Below are 26,034 nucleotides of genomic sequence, written 5' to 3' on the forward strand. Positions count from 1 at the left end.
CGCCCTCAGGCCGTGACCCACTGCTTCAGGGACCTGCTGCTTCGGGAACCTACTGCTTCGGGACGGACTCGCCGGTCGAGACATCGACCACCTTGCGGCCGTCCAGCGGCTCCTTCAGCGTCACCGACCTGGTGAATTCCTTGGCGATCTTCACGCAGACCTGGTGCGGCTTCTTGTCCTTGCCGACGACCAGCGTCTTGACCGTCGTGGCCGACTCCTCGGCGTTCACCGTGTACGTACTGCACACGCCGCCCCAGAAGTGCAGGGTCACCTTCTTGCCGCCCTCGGAGACCGCGTACGACTCCAGGGCCATCGCGCCGGGCTTGCCGGACGGCTTGTGCGACGGCGCGCCGGGGCCCTGCGAGGCGCCGCCGGGGGAGTGCGCCAGGTACTTCGGGTTCACCGCGGGGTGCGCGACGACCGAGGTCGCGTCCGGGCCGTCATCGGCGCCCGGCTGCCGCACCCGGTACAGCCACGACGGCACCAGCGCCTGCCCGCCGTCCACGTACTGCACCGCGAGCCCGAAGACCGCGCCGGTCACCTCGGTCGGCCGCTGGCCCTTCGTCGGCGAGGGCTCGCAGGGCGCGATCGAGGCGCCCTTCTCCTCCGGGGGTGTCGAGGGGCAGGAGGCCGGCTTGCGGCCGTCGCCGGAGTTCAGCCGGTCCAGGGTCTTGTCGGCGCTCAGCACGGGATAGTCCGCGCCCTTGACCGGATGCGCCAACTGGCCGCTGCCGCCGACCACTTGACCGTCCGAGCCGACCTGGAGATCGCTCTGCCAGCCGTACGTCGGCAGCCCGCCGAGCACCGGGTCGGCGGTCACGATCCGTACCGCGCCGGACAGCCCGCTCGCATCGAGCTTCGCGTTCTCCTGGCCGAGCGCCTCGAGCGCCGGCCGCACGGCCTGCTCGGCCTTCTCCGCCGACACCGCACCCTTGCCGCTGCCGTCGTCCTCGGTGGACGCGTCCCCGCCACCGCGGTACGAGGGGCAGCCGGGTTTGCCGGACGAGGTGCCCGTGTCGCCCTTCGGCGTGGCGGGCAGCGCGCAGTTCGTCCCGCCCGGCGTGCCGTACTGCGAGTACGTCCACGCACCCGAGCCGGTCTTGTTGACCTGGAGGACGGGGCTACGGGCGTCCCGCGTCAGCCCGCCGACCTTCCAGGTGGTGCCCTCCGACCGCACCTTTCCGGTCACATCCAGCGCCTTGGCCAGCCGTTCCACGGCCGCCTTGCCGATCTGCCCCTTCGGCCGGTACACCGGCGCCGCATCCGGCCCGTCGGGCAGCTTCTTCACCGCCTTGTAGTGCGCGCCCTGAGGGTTGGGCTCACCGGCCGCGATCCCGCCGCCGGTGTAGCCGTCGAGGGCCAGCGGCGGCGGGGCGCCCTTGGCCCCCGCCGGGGTGTCCTCGCCGTCGGACGCGGACGAGGCCCAGTACGCCGCGCCGCCGCCGGCGAGCAGCACCGCGGCGGCCATCGAGGCGATGGCGAGCCGGTTCGGCCGCCTGCGTGCTTCGGGCTCCGAGCTCTCGGGGGTCGCCCCGGTGTCCCCGGTGTCGTCGGTGTCCTCGGTGTTCACCGCATCGCTCCTTCAGCTCCGCCGAACATCTGACGTGCCATCCTCCAGGAAGCCGGAAGGCCGCCTTCCAGGAGGTCTGGACGCCGATGGGACGGAGCCGGGGCGCAGGTGGTTCCCTCTCCGGGACTCAGTCCCCGTACTCGGACATGCCGTCGACGAGCGCGGCCGACCTCGCCGGGACCCTGACCCCGTGCAGATCGGAGGCCTTGCCCGGCGCGGGCGCCCCGGACCGGGCGGCGGTGAAGCGTGGCGCCATCCGCGCGCAGTCGCCGCGCAGCTGGTCGAGCGACTCCGGGTCGGCCGTGGCGGACGCGGAATGTACCGCGGAGGGTGTGACGGCTTTCACAGGCTTGGTCATAGGGGCACGGTACGCAGCCGCCTATCGCGAAGAAAGACCTACTATTGGGTAGTTTCAGTATGTCCAATCGTCCGGGATGACCGGGTGGTACGGCGCTACGCCCGGTAGCGTTGTCCTACGTCCGCCCGTCCCTCCGCCTTCCGCAGGAGCAGACCCGTCGTGCGTATCGCAGTCTCCGGCTCCATCGCCACCGACCATCTGATGACCTTCCCCGGCCGCTTCGCCGACCAGTTGGTCGCCGACCAGCTGCATACGGTCTCCCTCTCCTTCCTCGTCGACCAGCTCGACGTCCGCCGTGGCGGCGTCGCCCCCAACATCTGCTTCGGTATGGGCCAGCTCGGCATCCAGCCGATCCTGGTCGGTGCCGCGGGCAGCGACTTCGAGGAGTACCGCGCCTGGCTCGACCGGCACGGCGTCGACACCCGCTCCGTCCGCATCTCCGAGGTCCTGCACACCGCCCGCTTCGTGTGCACCACCGACGCCGACCACAACCAGATCGGCTCCTTCTACACCGGCGCCATGAGCGAGGCCCGGCTGATCGAGCTCCAGCACGTGGCCGAGCGGGTCGGCGGGCTGGACCTCGTCCTGATCGGCGCCGACGACCCCGAGGCGATGATCCGGCACACCGAGGAGTGCCGCGGCCGCGGCATCCCCTTCGCCGCCGACTTCTCCCAGCAGATCGCCCGGATGGACGGCGAGGCCATCCGCAGCCTGATGGAGGGCGCGGCCTACCTCTTCTCCAACGAGTACGAGAAGGGCCTGATCGAGTCCAAGACCGGCTGGACCGCCGACGAGATCCTGGCCAAGGTCGGCACCCGCGTCACCACCCTCGGCTCCAACGGCGTCCGCATCGAGCGGGTCGGCGAGCCCGCCATCGAGGTCGGCGTCCCCGAGGAGAAGACCAAGGCCGACCCCACCGGCGTCGGCGACGCCTTCCGCGCCGGCTTCCTGTCCGGCCTGGCCTGGGGCGTCGGCCTCGAGCGCGCCGCGCAGATCGGCTGCATGCTCGCGACGCTGGTCATCGAGACCGTCGGCACCCAGGAGTACGAGCTGCACCGCAGCCACTTCATGGACCGCTTCACCAAGGCCTACGGCCACGAGGCCGCCGCCGAGGTCCAGACGCACCTCGCCTGAGCGCCTGAGCGGACGTCACACGGAGCGGCGGACCACATAGGCGACACCCCGGTCCGCCGCCTCCTGTCCCACGTACTCCTGCTTCTGCGTCCAGCACCACGCCGGAATGTCCACGGCCGAGACCTCGTCGTCCGACAGGACGGTGACGGTGCCGCCCACCCGTACCCGGCCGATGGCCCGGCCCAGTTCGATGACCGGAACCGGGCAGCGGGTGCCGAGCGCGTCGACCACCAGCCCGGTCTCCTCCGGCTCCGCGGCGGCGGGCGCGGGCCCTTCCGCCGGCACCCCCAGCCGCTCCCGCACCGACCGCACCGTCCCCGGCAGCACCTCCAGGAACCGCTCCACCTCCGCCTCCGGCGTGCCGTGCGGGAGCGAGACCCGGACGTTCCCCTCGGACAGCACACCCATCGCGCGCAGCACATGGCTCGGCGTCAGAGTGCTGGACGTACAGGACGATCCGGACGAGACGGAGAAACCCGCGAGGTCGAGTTCGTGGAGCAGGGTCTCGCCGTCGACGTAGAGACAGGAGAACGTGACGAGGTGGGGGAGGCGGCGGTCCGGGTCGCCGACCACCTCCACATCGGGGACCAGCTCCGGCACCCGGTGGCGGATCCGGTCCACCAGCTCCCGCAGTCGGGCCGCTTCGTCCCGTTCCGTGCCGGCCTCGGCCCGCAGCGCCCGCAGCGCCGCGGCGGCCGCGACGATCGCCGGGAGGTTGCCGAAGCCGGGGGCGCGGCCCGACTCCCGTTCGTCCAGGGGCCCCTGGGGCGCGAAGCGGGTGCCTTTGCGGACGGCGAGCAGGCCGACGCCGGGCGGGCCGCCCCATTTGTGGGCGCTCGCCGCCATCAGCGACCAGGCCCCGGGCACCGGCCCCCAGGCCAGCGACTGGGCCGCATCCACCAGCAGGGGCACCCCCACTTCCTGGCAGAGCTCCGCCGCCTCCTCGACGGGCTGTTCGGTGCCCACCTCGTGATTGGCGGACTGGAGGCAGGCGAGTGCGGTGTCGGGGCGGAGCGCGGCGGCGAAGTCCCCGGCCGCGATCCGGCCCGTACGGTCCACGCCGACCCGCGTCAGCGTGCCGCCGGCCGCCTCATGGACCTCGGCGGCGTGCAGTACGGAGGAGTGCTCGACGGCGGAGTGCACCAGCCGGCGGCCGACACGCCGACGGGCGGCCAGCGCCCCGAAAACACCGGAATGCACCGCCTGCGTCCCCGAAGGGGTGAAAACCAGCTCGTCGGGGCGGCAGCCCACCGCGTCCGCCGTGGCCTCCCGCGCCGCATCCAGCAGCAGCCGGGCCCGCCGCCCCTCCCGGTAGAGACGGGCGGGATCGGCCCAGCCGTCGTCGAGGGAGGCGAGCAGGGCCTCCCGGGCGACGGGATGCAGCGGGGCGGCGGACGCGGCGTCGAAGTAGGGCACGTACGAGACGGTAGCTCCCCAGCCGGCGCCGGGAGGCGCCGCCCAGCCGCCGCGCGGTCGGCTCGGCATGCCGTCAGATGCCTGGTGGGAGCGGGTAATCGGGGGTTCGCGGGACGCTCCGGGGCGGACACGCCCACCCCATCGGGGTGGCTCGCGGCGCGTTGGGCACCCTCCCCGCGCGACCCCAAATAGCGTCCAGTAGGGTTTGGTCCGCATAAACATCCAAACCCCTGCCCGACGCAGGGCGGCGACCGACCAGCGAGTAAGGCCGCAGCCGACCGCGCGGGCGAGACTCTCGGGAAGGCGCTACGTGAGTCCCAACGGCTCCGACCGCTCGTCGCGGCGCCCGATGCGGCGGAAGCTGCCGCAGGTGCTTGCTGCGGGCCTGGTCCTGGCGACCGCGACTGGTTGCACATATAAGGACTTCCCCCGCCTCGGCATGCCGACGCCCGTCACCGACGAGGCGCCGCGGATCCTCTCTCTTTGGCAGGGCTCCTGGGCCGCCGCCCTCGCAACGGGCGTGCTGGTCTGGGGCCTGATCATCTGGAGCGTGATCTTCCACCGCCGCAGCAGGACCAAGGTGGAGGTCCCCACTCAGACGCGTTACAACATGCCCATCGAGGCGTTGTACACGATCGTCCCGTTCATCATCATCGCGGTGCTGTTCTACTTCACCGCGCGCGATGAGAGCGCCATTCTCAAGACTTCCAAGAAGCCGGACCACGTCATCAACGTGGTGGGCTTCCAGTGGAGCTGGGCGTTCAACTACCTGGAGAACGTGGACGGCGACAAGAAGACCACCGGGATCAATTCTCCCGAACTCTCCGCCATCCCGGACAAGTGGAAGAAGTCCGCTCCGGCCGGCGCCGACGGCGTCTACGACACGGGCATCCCGGGCACGAAGAACCCGCAGACCGGCAACCCGGGCCCGACCCTGTGGCTGCCGAAGGGTGAGACGGTCCAGTTCGTCCTCACGTCGCGGGACGTCATCCACTCCTTCTGGGTGGTGCCGTTCCTGATGAAGCAGGACGTCATCCCGGGCCACACCAACGTCTTCGAGGTGACCCCCAACAAGGAGGGCACCTTCATGGGCAAGTGCGCCGAGCTCTGCGGCGTCGACCACTCTCGGATGCTCTTCAACGTCAAGGTCGTCTCCCCCGAGCGGTACCGGGAGCACCTGAAGGACCTGGCGAAGAAGGGCCAGACCGGATACCTGCCGTCGGGCATCAAGCAGACGGATCACGCCAGGAATGCGGAGACGAAGAACACGTGAGCATCCTCAACGAACCTCAGGGTGCCGCCGCCGATACGGCTCCGGCAGCACCGCCCGTACGCAAGAAGCAGCCGGGTATCGCCGCGGTCAAGTGGCTCACGACCACCGACCACAAGACCATCGGCACGATGTACCTGGTCACGTCGTTCGCGTTCTTCTGCGTCGGCGGCCTGATGGCGCTGCTCATGCGCGCCGAGCTGGCCCGCCCCGGCGAGCAGATCATGACGAACGAGCAGTTCAACCAGGCGTTCACGATGCACGGCACGATCATGCTGCTGATGTTCGCGACGCCGCTGTTCGCCGGATTCGCGAACTGGATCATGCCGCTGCAGATCGGCGCGCCCGACGTGGCGTTCCCGCGGCTGAACATGTTCGCCTACTGGCTCTACCTCTTCGGCTCGCTGATCGCGGTGGCCGGCTTCCTCACCCCGCAGGGTGCGGCCGACTTCGGCTGGTTCGCCTACTCCCCGCTGTCGGACGCGGTCCGCTCGCCGGGCGTCGGCGCCGACATGTGGATCATGGGTCTGGCCTTCTCCGGCTTCGGCACCATCCTCGGTTCGGTCAACTTCATCACCACGATCATCTGCATGCGCGCGCCCGGCATGACGATGTTCCGGATGCCGATCTTCACCTGGAACGTCCTGCTGACCGGTGTGCTGGTCCTGCTGGCCTTCCCGGTCCTGGCCGCCGCGCTGTTCGCCCTGGAGGCGGACCGTAAATTCGGCGCCCATGTATTCGACGCGGCAAATGGCGGAGCATTGCTCTGGCAGCACCTCTTCTGGTTCTTCGGCCATCCAGAGGTGTACATCATTGCGCTGCCGTTCTTCGGCATCATTTCCGAGGTCATTCCGGTGTTCTCCCGGAAGCCGATGTTCGGTTACATCGGTCTGATCGCGGCGACGATTTCGATCGCCGGTCTTTCGGTCACGGTCTGGGCGCACCACATGTATGTGACGGGCGGCGTGCTGTTGCCGTTCTTCTCCTTCATGACGTTCCTGATCGCGGTCCCGACCGGTGTGAAGTTCTTCAACTGGATCGGCACGATGTGGAAGGGCTCGCTGTCCTTCGAAACGCCGATGCTGTGGACGATCGGCTTCCTGATCACCTTCACCTTCGGTGGTCTGACCGGCGTCATCCTGGCCTCGCCGCCGATGGACTTCCACGTCTCCGACTCGTACTTCGTCGTGGCGCACTTCCACTACGTCGTCTTCGGCACGGTCGTCTTCGCGATGTTCGCCGGCTTCCACTTCTGGTGGCCGAAGTTCACCGGCAAGATGCTCGACGAGCGGCTCGGCAAGATCACCTTCTGGACGCTGTTCATCGGCTTCCACGGCACCTTCCTCGTCCAGCACTGGCTGGGCGCCGAGGGCATGCCGCGCCGTTACGCCGACTACCTCTATGCCGACGGCTTCACCACGCTGAACACCATCTCGACCATCAGCTCCTTCCTGCTGGGCCTGTCGATCCTGCCGTTCATGTACAACGTCTGGAAGACCGCCAAGTACGGCAAGAAGGTCGAGGTCGACGACCCGTGGGGCTACGGCCGCTCGCTGGAGTGGGCCACGTCCTGCCCGCCGCCGCGGCACAACTTCCTCACCCTGCCGCGCATTCGCTCCGAATCCCCGGCGTTCGACCTGCACCACCCGGAGATCGCGGCCCTCGACGCGCTGCACAACGGCCACGGCCCTGCGGATGACAAGTCCCTCGCCGGCGGCAAGGAGGCGGGCAAGTGAAGATCCAGGGCAAGATGTTCATCTGGCTCGCCGTCTTCGTCCTCGCCATGGCGATCGTCTACGGCGTCTGGTCGAAGGAGCCGGCGGGCACCACCGCGCTGTTCCTCGCCTTCGGACTGTGCATCATGGTCGGCTACTACCTGGCCTTCACGGCCCGGCGGGTCGACGCGGGTGCGCAGGACAACGAGAACGCCGAGGTCTCGGACGACGCCGGTGAGCTGGGCTTCTTCAGCCCGCACAGCTGGCAGCCGCTGTCCCTGGCCGTCGGTGGCGCGCTTGCCTTCATGGGCGTCGTCTTCGGCTGGTGGCTGCTCTACTTCTCGCTCCCGGTGATCCTCGTCGGCCTGTTCGGCTGGGTCTTCGAGTACTACCGCGGCGAGAACCGCACCCAGTAGGACATGCAGTAGGCACGGCCGAGCGCCGTACCCGGCGGGCCCGGACACCTCATCAGGTGTCCGGGCCCGCTGCCGTTCCGGCGTGTCGGCCGGCTGCTCCCGGCGTGTCGGGGCACCCGGCCCGCACCCCATTTGCAGTCATCCAGCGCGCCGAACGAGGGGATTCTTCATATTTTTGGGGCATGAGTACCAAACCTCGAACCCGGACGGTGCTGAGCTGCGGCCTCCTGATAGTGCCCCTGGCGGTGAGCGCCGCCGCGTGCGGGGACTCATCGTCGGAGCCGCTCTCCACCAAGCCCTACGACGCGGCCGACCAGATCTCGGCCAACACCCCGGACGGCAAGCAGAAAGCGGATCCCGACAAGCCGCTTGAGGTCTCCGTCAAGGGGCACGAGGCGCGGATCACGGACGTGACCGCCACCGACGCCTCCGGCCGCTACATCCGCGGCGAACTGAGCGCCGACGGCAGGCGCTGGAGAACCACCGTGCCACTGGCCGCCGGAACGCGCTACACGGTGCGCGTCAGCACCGAGGACGCGCACGGCGCCCCCGGACGCAAGACCCTCGTCGTCGACACCACCGACAACAACGACGACCGGCTCCGCGTCACCTTCGGCCCGGACACCGGCGAGTACGGCGTCGGCCAGCCGGTCACCGCGGAACTCAGCCGGGAGATCGACGACCCCAAGCAGCGGGCCGTCGTCGAAAGCGCCCTGAAGGTGGACTCCACCCCGCGCGTGGAGGGCTCCTGGCACTGGGTGGACGGCAAAAAGCTGCACTTCCGCCCCAAGGACTACTGGCCCGCCCACGCCACCATCTCCGTCCACAGCAACCTGGACGGCCTGAAGATCACCCGCGGGCTCTACGGAGGCCCCGTCAAGCCCGTGAAACTCACCACGGGCGACGCCGTGGAGGCCATCACCGACGCCGCGGCACACCACATGACGGTGCTGCGCAACGGTGAGGAAATCAACACCATCCCCGTCACCACCGGCAAGCCCGGCTTCTCCACCCGCAACGGCGTCAAGGTCGTCCTCGGCAAGGAGAGCTTCGTACGGATGCGTTCCTCCACCGTCGGCATCGCCGCCGGGAGTTCGGAGTCCTACGACCTGCCGGTCTACTGGGCCACCCGGGTGACCTTGAGCGGCGAGTACGTGCACGCCGCCCCCTGGTCCGTCGGCTCACAGGGCGCCGCCAACGTCAGCCACGGCTGCACCGGCATGTCCACCGGCAACGCCCAATGGTTCTTCAACCACGTCCGGGTCGGCGACATCGTCGAGGTCGTCAACAGCGGCGGCGACACCATGACGCCGTTCGACAACGGCTTCGGTGACTGGAACATGCCGTGGAAGGAATGGCGGGACGGCAGCGCGCTGAAGAACAAGGCCTCCACCACCACAGGAGCCGCCGAGCGCGAGCAGAATTCCTCCGCCGATGCCCGGCTGCGCCCGCAGCTCTGAAGGCCTCTCAGCGGCCGCCCAGGCCGCCCGCCGGGGTCACCCGCTCAGGCCTGCACGAGCAGCCGGCGGCGCAGCAGCGAGGCAAGGGAGTCCGCGAACGCCACCGGGTCGATCGGATGGGTCACGGCGGCGTCCGCGCGGCTCCAGGTCGCCAGCCACGCATCCTGCGGGCGGCCGATGAGCAGCAGCACCGGCGGGCAGTTGAAGACCTCGTCCTTGATCTGCCGGCACACGCCCATCCCGCCCGCGGGCGCGGTCTCGCCGTCCAGTACACAGACGTCGATCCCGCCCTGCTCCAGGGCCTCCAGCACGGCCGGGGCGGTGGCGCACTCCAGGATCTCGACCTGCGGGACGTCGGCGGCGGGGCGCCGGCCGGCCGCCAGCCTGACCTGCTCGCGGGTGTTGGCGTTGTCGCTGTAGACCAGCACCGTGGCAGTCGCCTGCATCGTTCCTCCACGCTTTGTAGCGGCTCAGTTAGCGGCACAGTTCGAGCGGAGACCCTCCCGGCCGATACCAGGAGATGCCCCACCGCGGAGGCTACTCCCGCATCGGGCCGCCGCAGGAGGGTTCGTACGGATCCAAGATCTGCCCGACGGGCCGTCAGGCCCGGCCCGGACGCGGCCCGGCGGGCGCCCGGCCGGGCCTCGCTTCCCCCCTTTGGGCGACCGCCGCAGAGGTCCCCGCGAGCAGGCAATACGGCCTTGACACACCGAACGGCACCCCCCGGAGTGAGGGCGGGATAAGCGACCGACATAATGTCGGTCGTGGCGACAGCAACGACAGTAGAAACCGGGCACGCGCACCCGACGGTCAATCGGCCGAACCTCACCAGTGTCGGAACCATCATCTGGCTGAGTTCCGAGCTGATGTTCTTCGCGGCCCTCTTCGCGATGTACTTCACCCTTCGATCGGTGACCGGTTCGGAGTATTGGAAGGAATCGGCCGCCGCGCTGAATCTTCCGTTCTCCGGAACCAACACCGCGATCCTGGTGCTCAGCTCTCTGACGTGCCAGCTCGGCGTTTTCGCCGCCGAGCGTGGCGACGTCAAGAAGCTGCGGGCCTGGTTCGTGGTCACCTTCGTCATGGGTGCGATCTTCATCGGCGGTCAGGTCTTCGAGTACACCGAACTGGTCAAGCATGAGGGCCTCTCGCTCTCGTCCGGCCCGTACGGCTCGGTGTTCTACCTGACCACCGGATTCCACGGACTGCACGTGACGGGCGGACTCATCGCCTTCCTGCTGGTCCTGGGCAGGACGTACGCGGCCAAGAGGTTCACCCACACGCAGGCCACCGCGGCCATCGTCGTGTCCTACTACTGGCACTTCGTCGATGTCGTCTGGATCGGCCTCTTCGCCACGATCTACCTGATCCGGTAACCGGTACGCATCCGGTCGGAACCGGTTACGCATTTCAGACATAGCCAAAGCATCGACGCAGAAGATCCTGACACCGGGGTAATCCGTGAAAAAGCTCTCCGCACGACGGCGCCATCCACTGGCGGCGCTCGTCGTCCTACTCTTCGCGCTGGCGGTCACTGGGGGGCTGTACGCCGCGTTCGCGCCGGCGGACAAGGCTCAGGCCGATGACACCGCCCAGTCCCTTGCCATCAAGGAGGGCAAGAAGCTCTTCGCCGTGGGCTGCGCAAGCTGCCACGGCACCGGCGGTCAGGGCACCACCGACGGCCCGAGCCTGGTCGGCGTCGGCGCCGCAGCCGTTGACTTCCAGGTCGGTACCGGCCGCATGCCCGCCCAGCAGCCCGGCGCCCAGGTGCCGCGGAAGCGGAACATCTACACCAACGCCCAGATCGACCAGCTCGCGGCCTACGTCGCGTCGCTGGGTGCCGGTCCCACCGTTCCCGACGAGAAGCAGTACAGCGCGGAAGGTGCCAACATCGGCAAGGGCGGCGAGCTGTTCCGTACGAACTGCGCGCAGTGCCACAACTTCACCGGTAAGGGCGGCGCCCTCACCAACGGCAAGTTCGCACCGACGCTCGAGGGCGTGGACCCGAAGCACATCTACGAGGCCATGGAAACCGGCCCGCAGAACATGCCCTCCTTCGGTGACGGCTCGCTGTCGAAGCAGAACAAGAAGGACATCATCGCGTACCTCGGCGCCGTCAACGGCGATGAGTCCGAGAGCCCCGGCGGCCTGGACCTCGGTGGTCTCGGCCCGGTCAGTGAGGGTCTCTTCGGCTACATCTTCGGCCTGGGCGCGCTGGTCGCGGTCGCCATCTGGGTCGCAGCCCGGACTACGAAGGCCAAGAAGTCATGAGTGAGACTGGACGACACGAAGACGTGCCAGAAGAAAAGCTTCCCGAGCGGGAGACGGCGCACGAGGGCGCGGTAGTACCGGCGGAGGATCCGTTCGCCGATCCCGGCCTGCCGGCGCACGAGCACCGCATCCAGGACATCGACGAGAAGGCCGCCCGCCGCTCCGAGCACATGGTGGCGCTGCTGTTCCTGGTGTCGATGCTGGCCACGATCGGCTTCATCGCCTCGTACGTGGCCATCCCGATCGACAAGATCGTCTACATCTGGCCGATCGGCCACATCAGCGGCCTGAACTTCGCGCTGGGCCTCACGCTCGGCGTCGCGCTCTTCTGCATCGGCGCCGGCGCGGTCCACTGGGCCCGCACGCTGATGTCGGACGTGGAGGTCGCCGACGACCGCCACCCGATCGAGGCCACCCCCGAGGTCAAGGCCAAGGTCCTGGCGGACTTCGCGGAGGGCGCCAAGGAGTCGCAGTTCGGTCGGCGCAAGCTGATCCGCAACACGATGTTCGGCGCGATGGCCCTGGTGCCGCTCTCCGGCGTCGTCCTGCTGCGCGACCTCGGTCCGCTGCCCGGGACGAAGCTGCGCACGACGAACTGGAAGAAGGGCGTCCGACTGGTCAACCAGTCGACCAACCTTCCGCTGCGTCCCGAGGACATCGCGGTCGGCTCCCTGACCTTCGCCAAGCCCGAGGGCCTGGAGGAGGACAGCGAGGACTTCAACGAGAAGATCGCCAAGGACGCCCTGATGCTCGTGCGGATCAAGCCGCAGGACATCAAGGACAAGCACGAGCTGTCCTGGTCGCACGAGGGCATCGTGGCCTACTCGAAGATCTGCACCCACGTCGGTTGCCCGATCAGCCTGTACGAGCAGCAGACGCACCACGTGCTCTGCCCGTGCCACCAGTCGACCTTCGACCTCTCTGACGGCGGTCGAGTGATCTTCGGCCCGGCCGGACACGCCCTGCCGCAGCTGCACATCACGGAGAAGGACGGCTTCCTCGAGGCCGCGAGCGGCTTCGGTGAGCCCGTCGGCCCGAGCTTCTGGGAGCGCGGATGAGTAACGAGACAAGCGCGACCACCACGCGTCGTGGCCAGGCGCCACGGGGCGAGCGGATCGCCGACTGGGCGGACGGCAGGCTGGGCATCTACAGCCTCGCCAAGTCCAACATGCGCAAGATCTTCCCGGACCACTGGTCCTTCATGCTGGGTGAGGTCGCGCTCTACAGCTTCATCATCATCATCCTGACCGGTGTCTATCTGACGCTGTTCTTCCACCCGAGCATGGCCGAGGTGACCTACCACGGTTCCTATGTGCCCATGCAGGGAATCCGGATGACCCAGGCCTTCGAGTCGACGCTGGACATCAGCTTCGACGTCCGCGGTGGTCTGCTCATCCGTCAGATCCACCACTGGGCCGCGCTGGTCTTCCTGGCCGCGATGATGGTCCACATGATGCGGGTGTTCTTCACCGGCGCCTTCCGCAAGCCGCGCGAGGTCAACTGGCTGTTCGGCTTCCTGCTGTTCGTGCTGGGCATGTTCACCGGCTTCACCGGCTACTCGCTCCCCGACGACCTGCTCTCCGGCACCGGCGTGCGGTTCATCGAGGGCGTCATCCTGGCGATCCCGCTGGTCGGCTCGTACCTGCAGATGTTCATCTTCGGCGGCGAGTTCCCCGGGCACGACATCATCGCGCGGTTCTTCACGGTGCACGTCCTGCTGCTGCCGGGCATCATGCTCGGCCTGCTGGTGGCGCACCTGATCCTGGTCTTCTACCACAAGCACACGCAGTTCCCGGGTGCCGGCAAGACCAACAACAACGTCGTCGGCATGCCGCTGCTGCCGGTCTACATGGCCAAGGCCGGAGGCTTCTTCTTCCTGGTCTTCGGTGTGATCTCGGTGATCGCCGCGGTCGCCAGCATCAACCCGGTGTGGGCCATCGGCCCCTACCGGCCCGACCAGGTCTCCACCGGCGCCCAGCCCGACTGGTACATGGGCTTCGCCGAGGGTCTGGTGCGTGTCATGCCGGGCTGGGAGTGGAACTTCTGGGGCCACACCGTCAACTTCGGTGTGCTGATCCCGATCGTGATCTTCCCGCTGGTCCTGGTCGCCATCGCGGTCTACCCGTTCGTCGAGTCCTGGGTCCGCGGCGACAAGCGCGAGCACCACATCCTGGACCGCCCGCGCAACGTCCCCACCCGCACCGGCTTCGGTGTGGCCTGGCTCGTCGCGTACTTCGTGATGCTGATCGGTGGCGGCAACGACCTGTGGGCGACGCACTTCCACCTGTCGCTCAACTCCCTCACCTGGTTCGTCCGGATCGGCTTCTTCGTCCTTCCGGTGCTGGCCTTCATCGCCACCAAGCGGATCTGCCTGGGTCTGCAGCGGCGCGACAAGGACAAGGTGCTGCACGGCCGCGAGTCGGGCATCATCAAGCGCCTGCCGCACGGTGAGTTCGTCGAGATCCACGAGCCGCTCGGCCAGGAGCAGCTGCACGTGCTCACCCAGCACGAGCAGCCCGAGCCGCTCGAGCTCGGCCCGGAGGTCGACGAGAACGGCGTCCGCCGCAAGATCAGCCGGTCGCAGAAGCTGCGCGCCAAGCTCTCGAAGACCTACTACGGCGAGGACAACGTCATCCCCAAGCCGACGGTCGAGGAGTACAAGGAGATCACCAGCGGCCACGGCCACCACTGATCACCTCGGCGCGCCGACGCGCACCAGGTAGTACGCCACCCAGAGGGCCCCGTCCGACGACTGGACGGGGCCCTCCGGCGTGCCCGGGGGCTCGATAGGGTGATGACCACAGAAGTGGACGGACCAGGAGCGTGGACCATGAACGTTGTGACCCCGGTTGGCGGCGACAGCGTGGCGGCCCACACCTGGCCGGGCATCCTCAACGCCCTGCTGGACGGCCGTGACCTCACCGCCGACGACACCGCCTGGGTGATGGACAAGATCATGCGGGGCGAGGCCGGCGACGCCCAGATCGCCGGGTTCGCGGTGGCCCTGCGCGCCAAGGGCGAAACCGTCGCCGAGATCTCCGGACTCGTCCGCACCATGTACGCGCACGCCCGGCTGATCGAGGTGCCGGGCCCCAGCGTGGACATCGTCGGCACCGGCGGCGACGGCGCCAAGACCGTCAACATCTCCACGATGTCCTCGATCGTGGTGGCGGGCACCGGCGCCAAGGTCGTCAAGCACGGCAGCCGCGCCGCCTCCTCCGCCAGCGGCGCCTCCGACGTCCTGGCGAAGCTCGGCGTCAATCTGGACCTGACCCCCCAGCGGGTCACCGAGGTCGCCGAGGAAGCGGGCATCACCTTCTGCTTCGCGGTGAAGTTCCACCCCTCGCTGCGCCACGTCGCCAACGCCCGCAGCCAGCTCGGCATCCGTACGACCTTCAACGTGCTGGGCCCGCTGACCAACCCCGCCAAGGTCCGTGCCCAGGCGACCGGCGTCGCGGACGCCCGGATGGCGCCGATCCTGGCCGGGGTGCTGGCCGAGCGCGGCTCGTCGGCGCTGGTGTTCCGCGGCGACGACGGCCTGGACGAGCTGACCACCACCGCCACCTCCCGGGTGTGGATCGTCCGGGACGGCGCGGTGCGCGAGGAGCCCTTCGACCCGCGGGACGTCGGCATCGACATCGTCCCGGTCGAGGCGCTGCGCGGCGCGGACGCCTCGTACAACGCCGATGTGGCCCGCCGGCTGCTGGACGGCGAGAGGGGCCCGGTGCGCGACGCGGTGCTGCTGAACGCCGCGGCGGCGCTGGTGGCCCTGGAGCCGTCCGAGGCGCCCCTGACGGAGCAGATCCGGGCCGGCATCGACCGGGCCGCCGCGGCCATCGACTCCGGGGCGGCCAAGCGGGTGCTGGAGCGCTGGGTGGCGGCCAGCAACAGATGAGCGGCCGGTGACCATCGGTACGGCGCAAGGCCCTGTCCGTTATCCGGACCGGGCCTTGCGCCGCTTTGCTGCTGTGGCATGATGCTCGGCAGGTCACGAGTGACAGCGACACAGGCCCCGGCCCGCTGTCCGGCAACCCTCCGTCCGTGGCGGGGTGCCCCGGGTGATGACCAGGCCGCAGGCAGCGAGGTCTGCGGCAAGCGCGGATCCCTCGCCAGGGATCCTGGTCCTCGAGGGAGCATCTTCCGTGATTCAGCGAATGCGATAGGGCCGTCGGCCCCTTTCCCGCACCCCTTTTCTCTTCCACTGCGGCCGCCACGCAGTGCGCCTCCGCGCACCCGGCCGCGGTCATTCGCCTGCCTCTTACGGGAGTTCGCCATGTCTGTTTCCGCCGTTGCCGCCGACCGTTCCGTCTGTGCCCCGCTGCCGGTTCTGGGCCGGGACGTCACCGTTCCGCTCGTGACCGGCGGGGAGGTCGACTACGCCGCGCTGGACTACGCCGCCAGCGCCCCGGCCCTGCAGCGGGTCTGGGACGACGTGGCCGCCTACGCCCCGTACTACGGCAGCGTGCACCGCGGTGCCGGATACCTCTCGCAGCTGTCCACCGACCTCTTCGAGAACAGCCGCCGGACCATCTCCGACTTCCTCGGCTGCCGCGCCGACGACCAGGTGGTCTTCACCCGCTCCACCACCGACTCGCTCAACCTCCTCGCGGCCGTACTCCCGCAGAACACCCGGGTGTTCGTCTTCGAGACCGAGCACCACGCCTCGCTGCTGCCCTGGGAGCAGCGCGCGGACACCGCCGTGACGTACCTGAACGCGCCGCGCACCCCGCAGCAGGCGGTGGACACTCTGGAGCAGGCGCTCGCCGAGCGCGAGCCCTACGGCCCGGCGCTGGTCTGCGTCACCGGCGCCTCGAACGTGACCGGTGAGCTCTGGCCCGTACGGGAACTGGCCGCTGCCGCACACGCCCACGGCGCCCGGATCGTCCTCGACGCCGCGCAGCTCGCCCCGCACCACCCCGTCGACATCGCCGAGCTGGACGTCGACTGGGCCGCCTTCTCCGGGCACAAGCTGTACGCGCCGTTCGGCGCCGGTGTGCTGGCGGGCCGCGCGGACTGGCTGCAGGACGCGGAGCCGTACCTGGCGGGCGGCGGCGCCAGCCGTAAGGTCTCGCGGCGTACGGACGGCGGGGTGGACGTCGAGTGGCACACCACCGCGGCCCGGCACGAGGCCGGCTCGCCCAACGTCATCGGCGCCTACTCCATCGCCTCCGCCTGCCGGGCGCTGACCGAGGCCGGTTTCGACCAGCTGGTCGCCCGCGAGCAGGCGCTGATCGCCCGGGTCCGGGCGGGCCTGGCCGAGGTCCCCGAGGTCAACGTCCTCTCCCTCTTCGGTGACGACGCCCCGCGGGTGGGCGTCCTCTCCTTCGTCGTCGAGGGCTGGAACAGCTCGCACTTCGCGGCCGCGCTGTCGGCGGAGTACGGCATCGGCGTCCGCGACGGCCTCTTCTGCGCCCACCCGCTCGTACGGACCCTCCTGGGCAGCGAGCCGCAGGAGCCGGGGGAGTGCGGCGCCCCGGAGGCGGCCCCCGGCGAGCGCTCGCTGAACGCCATCCGCGTGAGCCTGGGCGTTGGCACGCCGGATGAGCACGTCGACCGCTTCGTCCGCGCGGTCAAGGAACTGGTGGCAGACGGCGCGCAGTGGAACTACCGCACCGAGGACGGCCGTTGCGTGCCCGCCGCGTAGCGGGGTTTCTCCCCACGTTGTCGGCCGTCCCGCCGTGGGGGTGTTTCGCCGTTGCGCCTGCGGCGGGCGTGGGTTGTTCGGGAGCGGTGCCGGCCCTACACGGCTCCGCCGCTACGGTCCGTCCCCTCCCGTGGGTGGGTGGAAGGGCTCGGTGGGGGCGGGCGTTGAGTCGTCCGTTCACCATGACCGGTCCACAAGAGACACCTGACCGCCTACAGGCACCCCCACGGGTTTCTCCCACCCTCAACGGGGAGGTGCCGGGTCGTAGCGGCGGAGCCGTGTAGGCCCGGTGCCGCTGCCGAACAGCCCCGCGCAGCGGCACCAGCCCGCCGCAGGCGCAACGGCGAACAACCACCACGGCGGGAAAGTCAAAAACGTGGGGCCCAAGCCAAGCGCAGCGTCACGCATCCAGCCCAATAGCGAACGCCGCCTCGAGGTCGTGCTGGGAGTACGTGCGGAAGGCGATGTGCGTCTCGGTGGAGGCGACGCCGGGGACCTTGCTGATCCGGCCGGGGATGACGTCGGCGAGGTCGTCGTGGGCGGCGACCCGCACCATCGCGATCAGATCGTGCGCACCGGTGACGGAGTAGACCTCGCTGACACCCTCCAGGGCGGCGATCTTCTCGGCGATCTCCGGGATGCGGTCCACGCTGGTCTTGATGAGCACGATCGAAGTGATCACGGCTGGCTCTCTCCCTCGGTCGCCGGTTCGTTCCCCCTGGTGGCCCCCACACTATCCCTCCCGTAGCGCGCCCATGCGTACAGGAAGCCCAGGGCGAAGCCGACGACATGGGCGAGGTAGGCGACGCCGGGACCGTTGGGGTCGTCCTGTGCGGCCTGCCATTGGAGGCCGAACCAGAACAGCAGCACGATCCAGGCGGGGAAGCGCAGCGGCAGGAAGAACAGGAACGGGAAGATGCTGGTGACCCGGGCCTTGGGGAAGAGGTAGAGGAAGGCGCCCAGGACGCCGGAGATCGAGCCGGAGGCGCCCACCAGGGGCTGGCCGGAAGTGGCGTGCGCGGCGGCGTAGCCGAGCAGGGCCAGATAGCCGGTGACGAGGTAGAAGGCGGTGAACGGCAGCCGTCCCATGCGGACCTCGGTCATGCCGCCGAAGACGTACAGGAACAGCATGTTGCCGAGCAGATGGAGCCAGCTGCCGTGCACGAACAGTGCGGTCAGCGGGGTGACCAGCGCGTGCAGCGAGCCGCTCCACAGGTCGAGCGGGATCACCCCCCAGCGCTCGAAATATGCGGTCTGGGCCCGTAGCAGGGCGTCGCCGTGCCCGTAGACGTGGTTCAGGCCCGAGGCAGGGCCGATCACGAAGATCACGCAGCACAGCCCGATCAGCACATGCGTCATCCGGGAGAAGAGCGCTGCCAGGGAGCGGGCGGGGTGCGGTGGCCGGGGAAAGCCCGGAGAGCGGGAGAAGGGGGACGGCGCCGTCATGAAGTGATCATGGCTCAATGCGGGCATTCGGGACAGAGTGCCTCGCCGCGTCCCGCCTCCTGGGCGGGGCCCGCACCGGCCCCCTGTCAGGCCGTAGGGTTGCAGTCAGTACCTTGCGTACTTTCCGCAGTCCGACGGCGCACCGCGTGAACCCGCGCATCAGCACGAGACCGAGCAGCATGACGAGTACGAAAGAGGACAACACGATGGGTGTTCCCCTGCCGACGGCCGAAACCCGGTGGCGCTGCACGCTCTGCGGCAACCTCACGCGTTTCGATGTGACCCGCCGGTCCAAGGCCGTGGAGTACGTCCACCTGGACCTTGCCGGGGAGCCGAAGGTGGAGGAGCGCGAGGTCCTCAGTGAGAGCATCGAGTCCGTGCGCTGCCGCTGGTGCAATGCGGTCGACCAGATCGAGCTGGTGGACCGGCCGGGCGCGAGCGCCTGAGATCGGAGCGATCGAGCCGTGGTGGAGCGTCCAGAAAGGGAGCCGGGGGCGGCGCAGGCCGACGCATCCGACGATGCCGTCGACGAAGTGCTCGACCGTCCGCTGCCCGAGGGCGTACGGCGCCGTGTCGTGGCGCTCACCGCGGAGTCGTTCGGCGCGCTGACGGTCTCCGAACTCCCGCCCCCCTTGCGGCAGTACGCCCGTTTCACCCCGACCCGCCGGGCCAAGTTCGCCGGGAACGCGATGGCCGCGGCGCTGGAGAGCGACGCGGTCTTCCGGCAGCGGATCGCGGGCAAGCTGCGCGAGGCCCAGCCGGAGCTGGCATCGGCGCTGGAGGACGGCACCCCGCCCGCGGCCGCCGACCCGCTGGACGTCGCGGCGGCGGCGTACGTGCTGCGCCCCGAGGGCTGGGTCAAGCTGGTCGCGGCGGCCGGCGAGGAGGCGCAGCGGGCGCGCGCCGAGCGGGCCGGCGAGGAGGCCGAACGGGAGCTGGCCCGGCTGCGGGAGGAGCTGTCGCAGGCGCGCAGTGAGGCCCGCGCCGACGTCGACCGGGCCCGGGTGGACCTGGAGGCGGCCCGTAAGGAGAACGAGTCGCTGCACCGCAAGCTGCGCAGCGCGCTGAGCGACGTCAAGCGCCGCGAGGCGGCGGTGCGCAAGGCCGAGGCCGCGCTGGAGGCCGCGCGGTCCCAGGCCGCGACCGAAAAGACCCTCGCGGACAGCGAACTGCGCCGGCTCAAGGCCCGCGTCACCGAGGTCGAGGCGGCGCTGGAGGCCGGCCGGCGGGCCGCCCGTGAGGGCCGCAGCGTCGAGGACATGCGGCTGCGGCTGCTGCTGGACACGGTGCTGGACGCCGCCCAGGGGCTGCGCCGCGAACTGGCCCTGCCGCCCGCCAGCGTCCACCCGGCGGACACCGTCGAGGCGGTCGCCCCGGGCAGGATGACGCCCAGGGACATCGCGGCCCGTGCGCTGTCGGAGATGGACCCGGCGCTGCTCGACCAGCTACTGGCGCTGCCGCAGGCGCATTTGGTGGTGGACGGCTACAACGTCACCAAAACCGGCTATCCCACCATGCCTCTGGACAAACAGCGACTGCGGCTGTTGGGCGGGCTGGCGGTGCTGGCCGCGCAGACCGGCGCGGAGATGACCTGTGTCTTCGACGGCGCGGAGCTGGCGGCGCCGGTGCTGCTCGCGCCGCCGCGCGGGGTGCGGGTGCTGTTCAGCAAACCGGGCGTAACGGCCGATGAGTTGATTCGTCAGCTGGTACGGGCCGAACCGCCCGGCCGCCCGGTCGTCGTGGTCTCCACGGACCGGGAAGTGGCCGACGGCGTCGCGAAGGCGGGCGCCCGGCCGGTCGCATCGGCCCTGCTCCTGAAGCGACTTGCCCGGACCTGACGGTTTTGCGGCACCGGCCCCCTCCCGCCGGAAAAATCGCTTGCGTTCCCCCTGCTCTCCGTATCGCAGCGTCAAACAGCGCTTACTGCCTGTGTGATGTTGGTAAAGGATGGGGCTGGTGACGCAGTTTTTTCCCGTGGGGATTTGAAGCGATCACAACTCGGTTACTAAGGTCGGGCCTCGAACCTTCATACAGGTGATTATCCAACCGGGATGGTCAGTGAAGGTACCGCCGAGTCCGCGGCGTTCACGCGGAGCCGGGGTCTCACCCCCCCCACTTCCCGGTAGGCGGCTGGAGGAAGAAGGAGCTCGCCCCCGTGGCGTCCCACCGTCGACCCAAGCAGCCGAGCCGTACTCGCGTGACCGTGCTCACCGCGACCGCCGCCGCGGCCGTCGCCCTTTCGTCCCAGGCCGCCCAGGCCGCCCCGAACCCGTCCAAGAAGGACGTCAAGGCTCAGGTCGACAAGCTCTACGAGCAGGCGGAGCAGGCCACCGAGAAGTACAACGGGGCCAAGGAGGACCAGGACAAGCTCCAGAAGGACGTGGACCGCCTCCAGGACAAGGTCGCCCGCGGCCAGGAGGAGCTCAACCAGCTCCGCAAGGGCCTGGGTGCCGTCGCCTCCGGCCAGTACCGCAGCGGCAGCATCGACCCCTCCGTCCAGCTCTTCCTCTCCGGCGACCCGGACACCTACCTGGACAAGGCCTCCACCCTCGACCAGCTCAGCGGCCACCAGGCCGAGCAGCTGAAGACCATCGCGGACAAGCAGCGCCAACTCGCCCAGGAGCGCGCCGAGGCCGTCGGCAAGATCCAGGACCTCACCGAGACCCGCAAGGCCCTCGGCGAGAAGAAGGACGAGATCAAGAGCAAGCTCGCCAAGGCGCAGGAGCTGCTCAACACCATGACCGCCAAGGAGAAGGCGGCCATGCAGGCGGAGCAGGCGCGCGCCAACCGCAACAACGACCGGGTCAACCTCGGCGACGCCCTGCCCGCCTCCCAGCGCGGTGCGGCGGCCCTGTCCGCCGCCCAGTCCAAGATCGGCTCGCCCTACGTCTGGGGCGCCACCGGCCCGTCCTCCTTCGACTGCTCGGGCCTGACCTCCTGGGCGTACCAGCAGGCCGGCCAGTCGCTGCCGCGCACCTCGCAGGAGCAGGCCAACGCCGGTTCCCGGATCGGCTCGGAGAGCGACCTCAAGCCCGGCGACCTGGTGCTCTTCTACAGCGACCTGCACCACATCGGCCTCTACGCGGGCAACGGCACCGTGCTGCACGCCCCGAAGCCGGGCGCCGCGGTGCGCTACGAGTCGATCAACAACATGCCGTTCGCGTTCGGCGTGCGGGTCTGACCGCCCCGGCGTACGGGTCGGAAAAACCTCACAACGTTCTCAACCTGCCGCCCGAACGGGCGAATTGCGGTCCCCGCCGCTGACCCGCCGCCCCGCCGGTGACCTGCACAGTCACCGGCGGGGCGGCATTTTGCGTACCCGAAGGGTTCTTTGGTCGCCGCCGACCTGCGCGGTTACTGTCCTGGCTCGCGGCCGCCGGTCACCGTCCGCCCTCCCGGGCGACAGCGGCTGCAACGGAAGGAGTGCGGCATACGTGGTCTCCCATCGCCGTACCTCGCAGCCAGGTCCCGTCACCCGCACCGGCGTCACCGTCGTCTCGGCGGCCCTGGCAACCGCGGCCGCCGCACTGTCCGGTCCGCCGGCCGCGGCCGACCCCGGGGAACGCCCCGCAGCGGGCCGGGAAGCGGCCACCGCGCGGGTCGACAAGCTCTACGAGGAGGCCGAGCGGGCCACCGAGAAGTTCAACGGCGCCGACGAGCGGACCCGGCGGCTGCGGGACGAGGCGGCGACCCTTCAGGACCGCACCGCCCGCGCCCAGGAACGCGTCAACCGGATGCGCACCCGGCTGGGCGCGCTGGCCGCCGCCCAGTACCGCGCCGGCGGCATCGACCCCACCCTCCGGCTGATGCTCTCCGAGCGTCCCGGAAGCTACCTGGAGAAGGCCTCCGCGCTCGAGCGGATCAACCGCAGCCAGGCCGGCGAGCTGCGCGAGCTGCAGACCGCGCAGCGGACCCTGGAACGGCAGCGCCGGGCGACCGCCGCGACGCTGGCGGACCTCGAGGCCGGACGCCGGGACGTCGCCCTCCGCAAGAAGGACGTGCAGCGCAAGCTGGCCGCCGCCCGGCGGGTGCTGAACGCGCTCCCCGTGGACGCCAGGGCGGCCTACGACCGGGCCTCGCGCAGCGACGGGCGCGACGAGATGCTTCCCGACCTCTCCGGCGTCGCGGCGGCCTCCGGCCGGGCCGCCGCGGCGGTCGCCGCCGTCCGCGCCGCCGTCGGCTCCCCGTACGCCTGGGGGAGCACCGGCCCCTCGGCCTTCGACTGCTCCGGTCTCACCCAATGGGCCTATGGGCGCGCCGGCGTCTTCATCCCGCGCACGTCACAGGCCCAGAGCGGCGCCGGCCACCAGGTGCCGCTCGACCAGGCGCAACCCGGTGACCTGGTCATCTACCGCTCGGACGCCAGCCACGTCGGGATGTACGTGGGAAACGGCCAGGTCGTCCACGCGCCCTATCCCGGCGCCCGGGTCCGTTACGACCCGGTCGGGGTGCTGCCGGTCTCCTCCGTCACCAGGCCCTGAAGCCGGCCGCCGCCCCCTCCCGTCCCCGCCCAGCGTTTTTGCCCCGCCCCGGTCGCACATACGATCAGCGGCATGTCACGTCAGCGGGCGGGGCGGCGGTGGCCGTCACGGGCCGGGGCGGCGGCCGGTGCCGTCCCGCTCCTTGCGCTGCTCGTCCCGGTCACCGGCTGCGCGCCCCAGTCGCCGCCACGGGACCGTTTCCCGGACGTCCAGCGGATGCTCGACAGCCGCTCGTGGGCCGTCCGCCACCGGGACACCGCCGCCTTCCTGGCCACCGTCGACCCGCGATCCGGCGACTACCGCGCCCGCCAGCGCCGGATGATCGCCAACCTCACGGCCGTACCGCTCACCGACTGGCGCTACGACCTCGTCGCCACCGACGCCTTCCCGCTCCCGGCCGGCGGCCCCCGCGACCGGATGGCCGCCAAGGTACGGCTCAGCTACCGCCTCAAGGGCTACGACACCGCATCCGTCACCTCCCTCCAGTACCTCACGCTCACCCGGCACGCCGGCCGCTGGCGGATCTCCTCGGACTCCGACGGTGCCGCCTCCGGCAGGCTCGGCACCCGCCAGCTGTGGGACCAGGGCCCGGTCCGGCTGGTCCGCGGCCGGCACAGCCTGGTGCTCGGCGGCGCCGCGGACCCGGCGCGGCTGCGCGATCTCGCGGACCGGGTGGACGAGGCGGTGCCCGCCGTCTCCGACGCCTGGAAAGGCGCCTGGTCGGGGACGGTGGTCGTGGAGGCCCCGGACACCGTCGACCAGATGGCGCAGCTGCTGGGCGACGGCGACTCCGCCGGCTACGCCGGGATCGCCGCCGTCACCACCGGCGAGGCGGGCGCCTCGGCCACCGCGCCCGCGGACCGGGTGATCGTCAACCCGGAGGCGTACGAGGAACTCAACGACGTCGGCCGCTCGGTGGTGCTCACCCACGAAACCACCCATGTGGCCACCCGAACGGTCACCACCACGGCCACCCCGCTCTGGCTCTCCGAGGGCTTCGCCGACTGGGTCGCCTACCGCGACATACGCAGCGAGGCGGCCAGCACCGCCCCCGAACTCTCCCGCGCGGTGTCCCAGGGCGCGGCTCCCGACAGCCTCCCCACCGACGAGGACTTCGGCTTCCAGGCCGGCGCGGACCGCCTGGCGAAGGCGTACGAGGGCGGCTGGCTGGCCTGCCGGATGATCGCCGACAAGTGGGGCGAGGCCAAGCTGATCGCCTTCTACCGGGCGGCGGGCCGCAGCGGTGCGGAGACCGCCGCCGGGCGCCTGGGCGGGCCGATGGAGACCCGGCAGGCCACGCACCACCCCCGGCCGCACCGCACACCCGGCTCCACCCCCGCCCACAGCCGGCGCCTCCCCGACCGGGTCGAGCGGCTGGACCGCGCCATGCGGGCTCAACTGGGCGTGGGGCTGGGGGAGTTCACCCGGGAGTGGCGGGAGTACGTGGAGGGGCAGCTGAGGTGAGCGGGGCGGGGCCGGCCGCTGCGGCCCGTACGGCTGCGGGGCTCCCGCGGCCGCCGGCTCCCGCGGCCCGGCCGCCGAGGGACCCGTCCCCGCGGGTGGCCGCCGCCAGCCTCCGGCAGGCCATCAGCGACGCCGTCACCAGCAGGCCGTTGCGCACCGCCAGCAGGGCGACCCCCGGGCCGTCGCTCGCCACCACATGGGGGAAGAAGACCGGGAACTCCAGCAGCGTCACCCCGGTCGCCAGCACGACGAGCCCGGCGGGCGCGGCCTGCCGGCCGGCCCCCGTGGTCAGGCACACCGCGGCCAGCGCCACCAGCCACAGCAGATACTGCGGGCTGATCACCCGGCTGGTGGTGGTGAACAGCAAAGTGGCGGTGAACGCCGCATCGGGCAGCGTCCGGGCGCCCAACTCCCGTGCCCGCAGCCGCCATCGGAGCAGCCACACCAGCGCGGCCAGGGTCAGCGCGAGCGCGAGCGCACTGACGGCCGCAACCCCCGGCCCCACGAACTCCACCGACCCGTAGCGCAGCAGCACCTCCCCGCTCCAGCCCAGGTGCCGGGCGAGGTGGAAGACCAGCGCGCCCAGCGACTCGATCTCCGTACCGCGGTCCCGCTGGAAGGCGAGGAAGGCCAGCGCGCCCGGCGCGGCCGCCACGAAGAGCACCGTCAGCCCGGCCGTGGTGCCCGCCGCGGCGAGCCACAGGGCGCGCGCCCGGCGGCCGCGCAGCGCCGCCCCGGTCAGCACCAGCACCGGCCAGACCTTCAGCAGCGCACCGAACGCCACCAGGGCGCCCGCCACCCGCGGCCGGCGGGCCGCCGCGAACAGCGCCATGGCGGCGACGAGAGCGGCCATCAGGTCGTAACGGGCGTACGCGGTGGGGCCGAGCAGCGCCACGCCCACGATCCACACCCAGGCCCCGGCCGGGCGGTTCCCGGGCCGCCGCGCCATGCGCAGGAACAGCGCCAACCCCACCGCGTCCGCGACCAGGACCACCGCGACGAACGCCGGACCGTAGTCGAGAAACGGCAGCAGCCCGGGGGAGAGCACGGCCAGGGCGGCGCCCGGCGGATACTGCCAGGTCACGTCGCCGAGCGGGAAGGCACCGGCCCCGAGCACCTCGGCCCACGCCCGGTAGATCACCCGGACGTCGCTGCTGACGTCCGGCCCCGGCAGCCGGATCACCCGCAGCGCGCACAGCACGACGACGGCCCGCGTCGCGCACCAGACACCCACCGGCAGCCATCCGCCCCGCGTCCCGCCGGTGCCGGCCATCTCCACCACTCCCCGCTCCGCCCGCTGTGCATCATCCGGCAGCGGCCGGCCGCGGGCGTGGAGGCCGCGGGGCGTGGCGGGCCGGGCGGCCCGCCGCCGGCCGGCGACCCGGTACT

General features: G+C 70.6%; 23 protein-coding genes and 1 riboswitch. Of the genes, 16 read left to right on the forward strand and 7 right to left on the reverse strand.

The window, feature by feature from the left end:
* Positions 1-49: 49 nt before the first annotated feature.
* Positions 50-1,570, reverse strand: coding sequence for a hypothetical protein (locus tag ACIGWZ_RS22840; protein ID WP_400067414.1), 1,521 nt, complete (start codon positions 1,568-1,570; stop codon positions 50-52).
* Positions 1,571-1,697: 127 nt separating this feature from the next.
* Positions 1,698-1,928 (reverse strand): hypothetical protein, encoded by a 231-nt coding sequence (locus ACIGWZ_RS22845; RefSeq protein ID WP_400067416.1) that lies wholly within the window; start codon positions 1,926-1,928, stop codon positions 1,698-1,700.
* A gap of 159 nt (positions 1,929-2,087) precedes the next feature.
* Here ACIGWZ_RS22845 and ACIGWZ_RS22850 point away from each other — a divergent pair, with 159 nt between their 5' ends.
* On the forward strand, positions 2,088-3,062 hold the full coding sequence (locus tag ACIGWZ_RS22850) for a carbohydrate kinase family protein (RefSeq protein WP_400067418.1): 975 nt from the start codon (positions 2,088-2,090) through the stop codon (positions 3,060-3,062).
* A 15-nt stretch (positions 3,063-3,077) separates the two neighbouring features.
* Here ACIGWZ_RS22850 and ACIGWZ_RS22855 read toward each other — a convergent pair whose 3' ends face one another.
* Complete coding sequence (locus tag ACIGWZ_RS22855; RefSeq protein WP_400067420.1) at positions 3,078-4,478, reverse strand: cysteine desulfurase/sulfurtransferase TusA family protein; 1,401 nt, start codon at positions 4,476-4,478, stop codon at positions 3,078-3,080.
* A gap of 310 nt (positions 4,479-4,788) precedes the next feature.
* On the opposite strand from ACIGWZ_RS22855, the gene coxB reads away from it, so the two are divergent.
* The 4 genes from coxB (at position 4,789) to ACIGWZ_RS22875 (ending at position 9,339) form a co-directional block, all read left to right on the forward strand.
* The gene (gene coxB / locus ACIGWZ_RS22860) at positions 4,789-5,751 is read left to right on the forward strand and encodes a cytochrome c oxidase subunit II (RefSeq protein ID WP_400067422.1); all 963 of its coding nucleotides are present in this window, start codon (positions 4,789-4,791) and stop codon (positions 5,749-5,751) included.
* Entirely contained in the window at positions 5,748-7,484 is a 1,737-nt protein-coding gene (ctaD, locus tag ACIGWZ_RS22865) for a cytochrome c oxidase subunit I (RefSeq protein ID WP_400067424.1), read from the forward strand. The genes coxB and ctaD overlap by 4 nt, the downstream gene beginning before the upstream one ends.
* On the forward strand, positions 7,481-7,879 hold the full coding sequence (locus ACIGWZ_RS22870; protein ID WP_400067426.1) for a cytochrome c oxidase subunit 4: 399 nt from the start codon (positions 7,481-7,483) through the stop codon (positions 7,877-7,879). Before ctaD ends, ACIGWZ_RS22870 begins: the two co-directional genes overlap by 4 nt.
* 182 nt (positions 7,880-8,061) lie before the next feature.
* Positions 8,062-9,339: an Ig-like domain-containing protein gene (locus tag ACIGWZ_RS22875; RefSeq protein ID WP_400067428.1), complete on the forward strand. Its 1,278-nt coding sequence runs from the start codon at positions 8,062-8,064 to the stop codon at positions 9,337-9,339.
* 44 nt (positions 9,340-9,383) lie between these two features.
* Here ACIGWZ_RS22875 and ACIGWZ_RS22880 read toward each other — a convergent pair whose 3' ends face one another.
* Positions 9,384-9,785 carry a hypothetical protein gene (locus ACIGWZ_RS22880; RefSeq protein ID WP_400067430.1) on the reverse strand — a complete coding sequence of 134 codons (402 nt, stop codon included), beginning with the start codon at positions 9,783-9,785 and terminating at the stop codon, positions 9,384-9,386.
* Between the two features lie 309 nt (positions 9,786-10,094).
* Between ACIGWZ_RS22880 and ACIGWZ_RS22885 the strand changes: the two genes are divergently transcribed.
* From ACIGWZ_RS22885 to ACIGWZ_RS22910, 6 genes are all read left to right on the forward strand, one after another.
* The gene (locus ACIGWZ_RS22885) at positions 10,095-10,715 is read left to right on the forward strand and encodes a heme-copper oxidase subunit III (RefSeq protein ID WP_400067432.1); all 621 of its coding nucleotides are present in this window, start codon (positions 10,095-10,097) and stop codon (positions 10,713-10,715) included.
* 85 nt (positions 10,716-10,800) lie between these two features.
* Entirely contained in the window at positions 10,801-11,610 is an 810-nt protein-coding gene (locus tag ACIGWZ_RS22890; protein ID WP_400067434.1) for a c-type cytochrome, read from the forward strand.
* Entirely contained in the window at positions 11,607-12,668 is a 1,062-nt protein-coding gene (locus ACIGWZ_RS22895; protein ID WP_400067436.1) for a Rieske 2Fe-2S domain-containing protein, read from the forward strand. Before ACIGWZ_RS22890 ends, ACIGWZ_RS22895 begins: the two co-directional genes overlap by 4 nt.
* Positions 12,665-14,302 (forward strand): cytochrome bc complex cytochrome b subunit, encoded by a 1,638-nt coding sequence (locus ACIGWZ_RS22900; protein WP_400067438.1) that lies wholly within the window; start codon positions 12,665-12,667, stop codon positions 14,300-14,302. Before ACIGWZ_RS22895 ends, ACIGWZ_RS22900 begins: the two co-directional genes overlap by 4 nt.
* Positions 14,303-14,440: 138 nt before the next feature.
* Complete coding sequence (trpD, locus tag ACIGWZ_RS22905) at positions 14,441-15,505, forward strand: anthranilate phosphoribosyltransferase (protein WP_400067440.1); 1,065 nt, start codon at positions 14,441-14,443, stop codon at positions 15,503-15,505.
* Positions 15,506-15,596: 91 nt separating this feature from the next.
* Positions 15,597-15,714: riboswitch (SAM riboswitch) on the forward strand.
* A 169-nt stretch (positions 15,715-15,883) separates the two neighbouring features.
* Positions 15,884-17,254 (forward strand): aminotransferase class V-fold PLP-dependent enzyme, encoded by a 1,371-nt coding sequence (locus tag ACIGWZ_RS22910; RefSeq protein WP_400067442.1) that lies wholly within the window; start codon positions 15,884-15,886, stop codon positions 17,252-17,254.
* A 400-nt stretch (positions 17,255-17,654) separates the two neighbouring features.
* On the opposite strand, the gene ACIGWZ_RS22915 is transcribed toward ACIGWZ_RS22910, so the two are convergent.
* Positions 17,655-17,936 carry an Lrp/AsnC family transcriptional regulator gene (locus ACIGWZ_RS22915; RefSeq protein WP_400067444.1) on the reverse strand — a complete coding sequence of 94 codons (282 nt, stop codon included), beginning with the start codon at positions 17,934-17,936 and terminating at the stop codon, positions 17,655-17,657.
* Complete coding sequence (locus tag ACIGWZ_RS22920) at positions 17,933-18,613, reverse strand: rhomboid family intramembrane serine protease (RefSeq protein ID WP_400068030.1); 681 nt, start codon at positions 18,611-18,613, stop codon at positions 17,933-17,935. Before ACIGWZ_RS22920 ends, ACIGWZ_RS22915 begins: the two co-directional genes overlap by 4 nt.
* Positions 18,614-18,906: 293 nt before the next feature.
* Between ACIGWZ_RS22920 and ACIGWZ_RS22925 the strand changes: the two genes are divergently transcribed.
* The 5 genes from ACIGWZ_RS22925 (at position 18,907) to ACIGWZ_RS22945 (ending at position 24,645) form a co-directional block, all read left to right on the forward strand.
* Positions 18,907-19,146, forward strand: coding sequence for a hypothetical protein (locus tag ACIGWZ_RS22925; protein WP_400068032.1), 240 nt, complete (start codon positions 18,907-18,909; stop codon positions 19,144-19,146).
* Between the two features lie 18 nt (positions 19,147-19,164).
* Positions 19,165-20,538 (forward strand): NYN domain-containing protein, encoded by a 1,374-nt coding sequence (locus ACIGWZ_RS22930; RefSeq protein WP_400067445.1) that lies wholly within the window; start codon positions 19,165-19,167, stop codon positions 20,536-20,538.
* 317 nt (positions 20,539-20,855) lie between these two features.
* A complete protein-coding gene (locus ACIGWZ_RS22935; protein ID WP_400067447.1) occupies positions 20,856-21,881 on the forward strand; it encodes an NlpC/P60 family protein in 1,026 nt (341 codons plus the stop codon).
* 253 nt (positions 21,882-22,134) lie between these two features.
* Positions 22,135-23,181 (forward strand): NlpC/P60 family protein, encoded by a 1,047-nt coding sequence (locus ACIGWZ_RS22940; RefSeq protein WP_400067449.1) that lies wholly within the window; start codon positions 22,135-22,137, stop codon positions 23,179-23,181.
* A gap of 72 nt (positions 23,182-23,253) precedes the next feature.
* Entirely contained in the window at positions 23,254-24,645 is a 1,392-nt protein-coding gene (locus ACIGWZ_RS22945) for a hypothetical protein (RefSeq protein ID WP_400067451.1), read from the forward strand.
* Here ACIGWZ_RS22945 and ACIGWZ_RS22950 read toward each other — a convergent pair.
* Entirely contained in the window at positions 24,602-25,918 is a 1,317-nt protein-coding gene (locus tag ACIGWZ_RS22950) for a glycosyltransferase 87 family protein (protein WP_400067453.1), read from the reverse strand. The two genes, ACIGWZ_RS22945 and ACIGWZ_RS22950, sit on opposite strands and share 44 nt — an antisense overlap.
* Between the last annotated feature and the right edge of the window lie 116 nt (positions 25,919-26,034).

Source organism: Streptomyces sp. NPDC053427 (assembly GCF_044544985.1).
Classification (GTDB): Bacteria; Actinomycetota; Actinomycetes; order Streptomycetales; family Streptomycetaceae; genus Streptomyces.

Bases quoted from the DNA above. Each gene is read 5' to 3' on its own strand.
- ACIGWZ_RS22845 (WP_400067416.1), bottom strand. From the start codon at position 1,928: ATGACCAAGCCTGTGAAAGCCGTCACACCCTCCGCGGTACATTCCGCG.
- ACIGWZ_RS22875 (WP_400067428.1), top strand. From the start codon at position 8,062: ATGAGTACCAAACCTCGAACCCGGACGGTGCTGAGCTGCGGCCTCCTG.
- ACIGWZ_RS22880 (WP_400067430.1), bottom strand. From the start codon at position 9,785: ATGCAGGCGACTGCCACGGTGCTGGTCTACAGCGACAACGCCAACACC.
- ACIGWZ_RS22885 (WP_400067432.1), top strand. From the start codon at position 10,095: ATGTCGGTCGTGGCGACAGCAACGACAGTAGAAACCGGGCACGCGCAC.
- ACIGWZ_RS22895 (WP_400067436.1), top strand. From the start codon at position 11,607: ATGAGTGAGACTGGACGACACGAAGACGTGCCAGAAGAAAAGCTTCCC.
- ACIGWZ_RS22900 (WP_400067438.1), top strand. From the start codon at position 12,665: ATGAGTAACGAGACAAGCGCGACCACCACGCGTCGTGGCCAGGCGCCA.
- trpD (WP_400067440.1), top strand. From the start codon at position 14,441: ATGAACGTTGTGACCCCGGTTGGCGGCGACAGCGTGGCGGCCCACACC.
- ACIGWZ_RS22910 (WP_400067442.1), top strand. From the start codon at position 15,884: ATGTCTGTTTCCGCCGTTGCCGCCGACCGTTCCGTCTGTGCCCCGCTG.
- ACIGWZ_RS22920 (WP_400068030.1), bottom strand. From the start codon at position 18,613: ATGACGCATGTGCTGATCGGGCTGTGCTGCGTGATCTTCGTGATCGGC.
- ACIGWZ_RS22925 (WP_400068032.1), top strand. From the start codon at position 18,907: ATGGGTGTTCCCCTGCCGACGGCCGAAACCCGGTGGCGCTGCACGCTC.
- ACIGWZ_RS22945 (WP_400067451.1), top strand. From the start codon at position 23,254: ATGTCACGTCAGCGGGCGGGGCGGCGGTGGCCGTCACGGGCCGGGGCG.
- ACIGWZ_RS22950 (WP_400067453.1), bottom strand. From the start codon at position 25,918: ATGGCCGGCACCGGCGGGACGCGGGGCGGATGGCTGCCGGTGGGTGTC.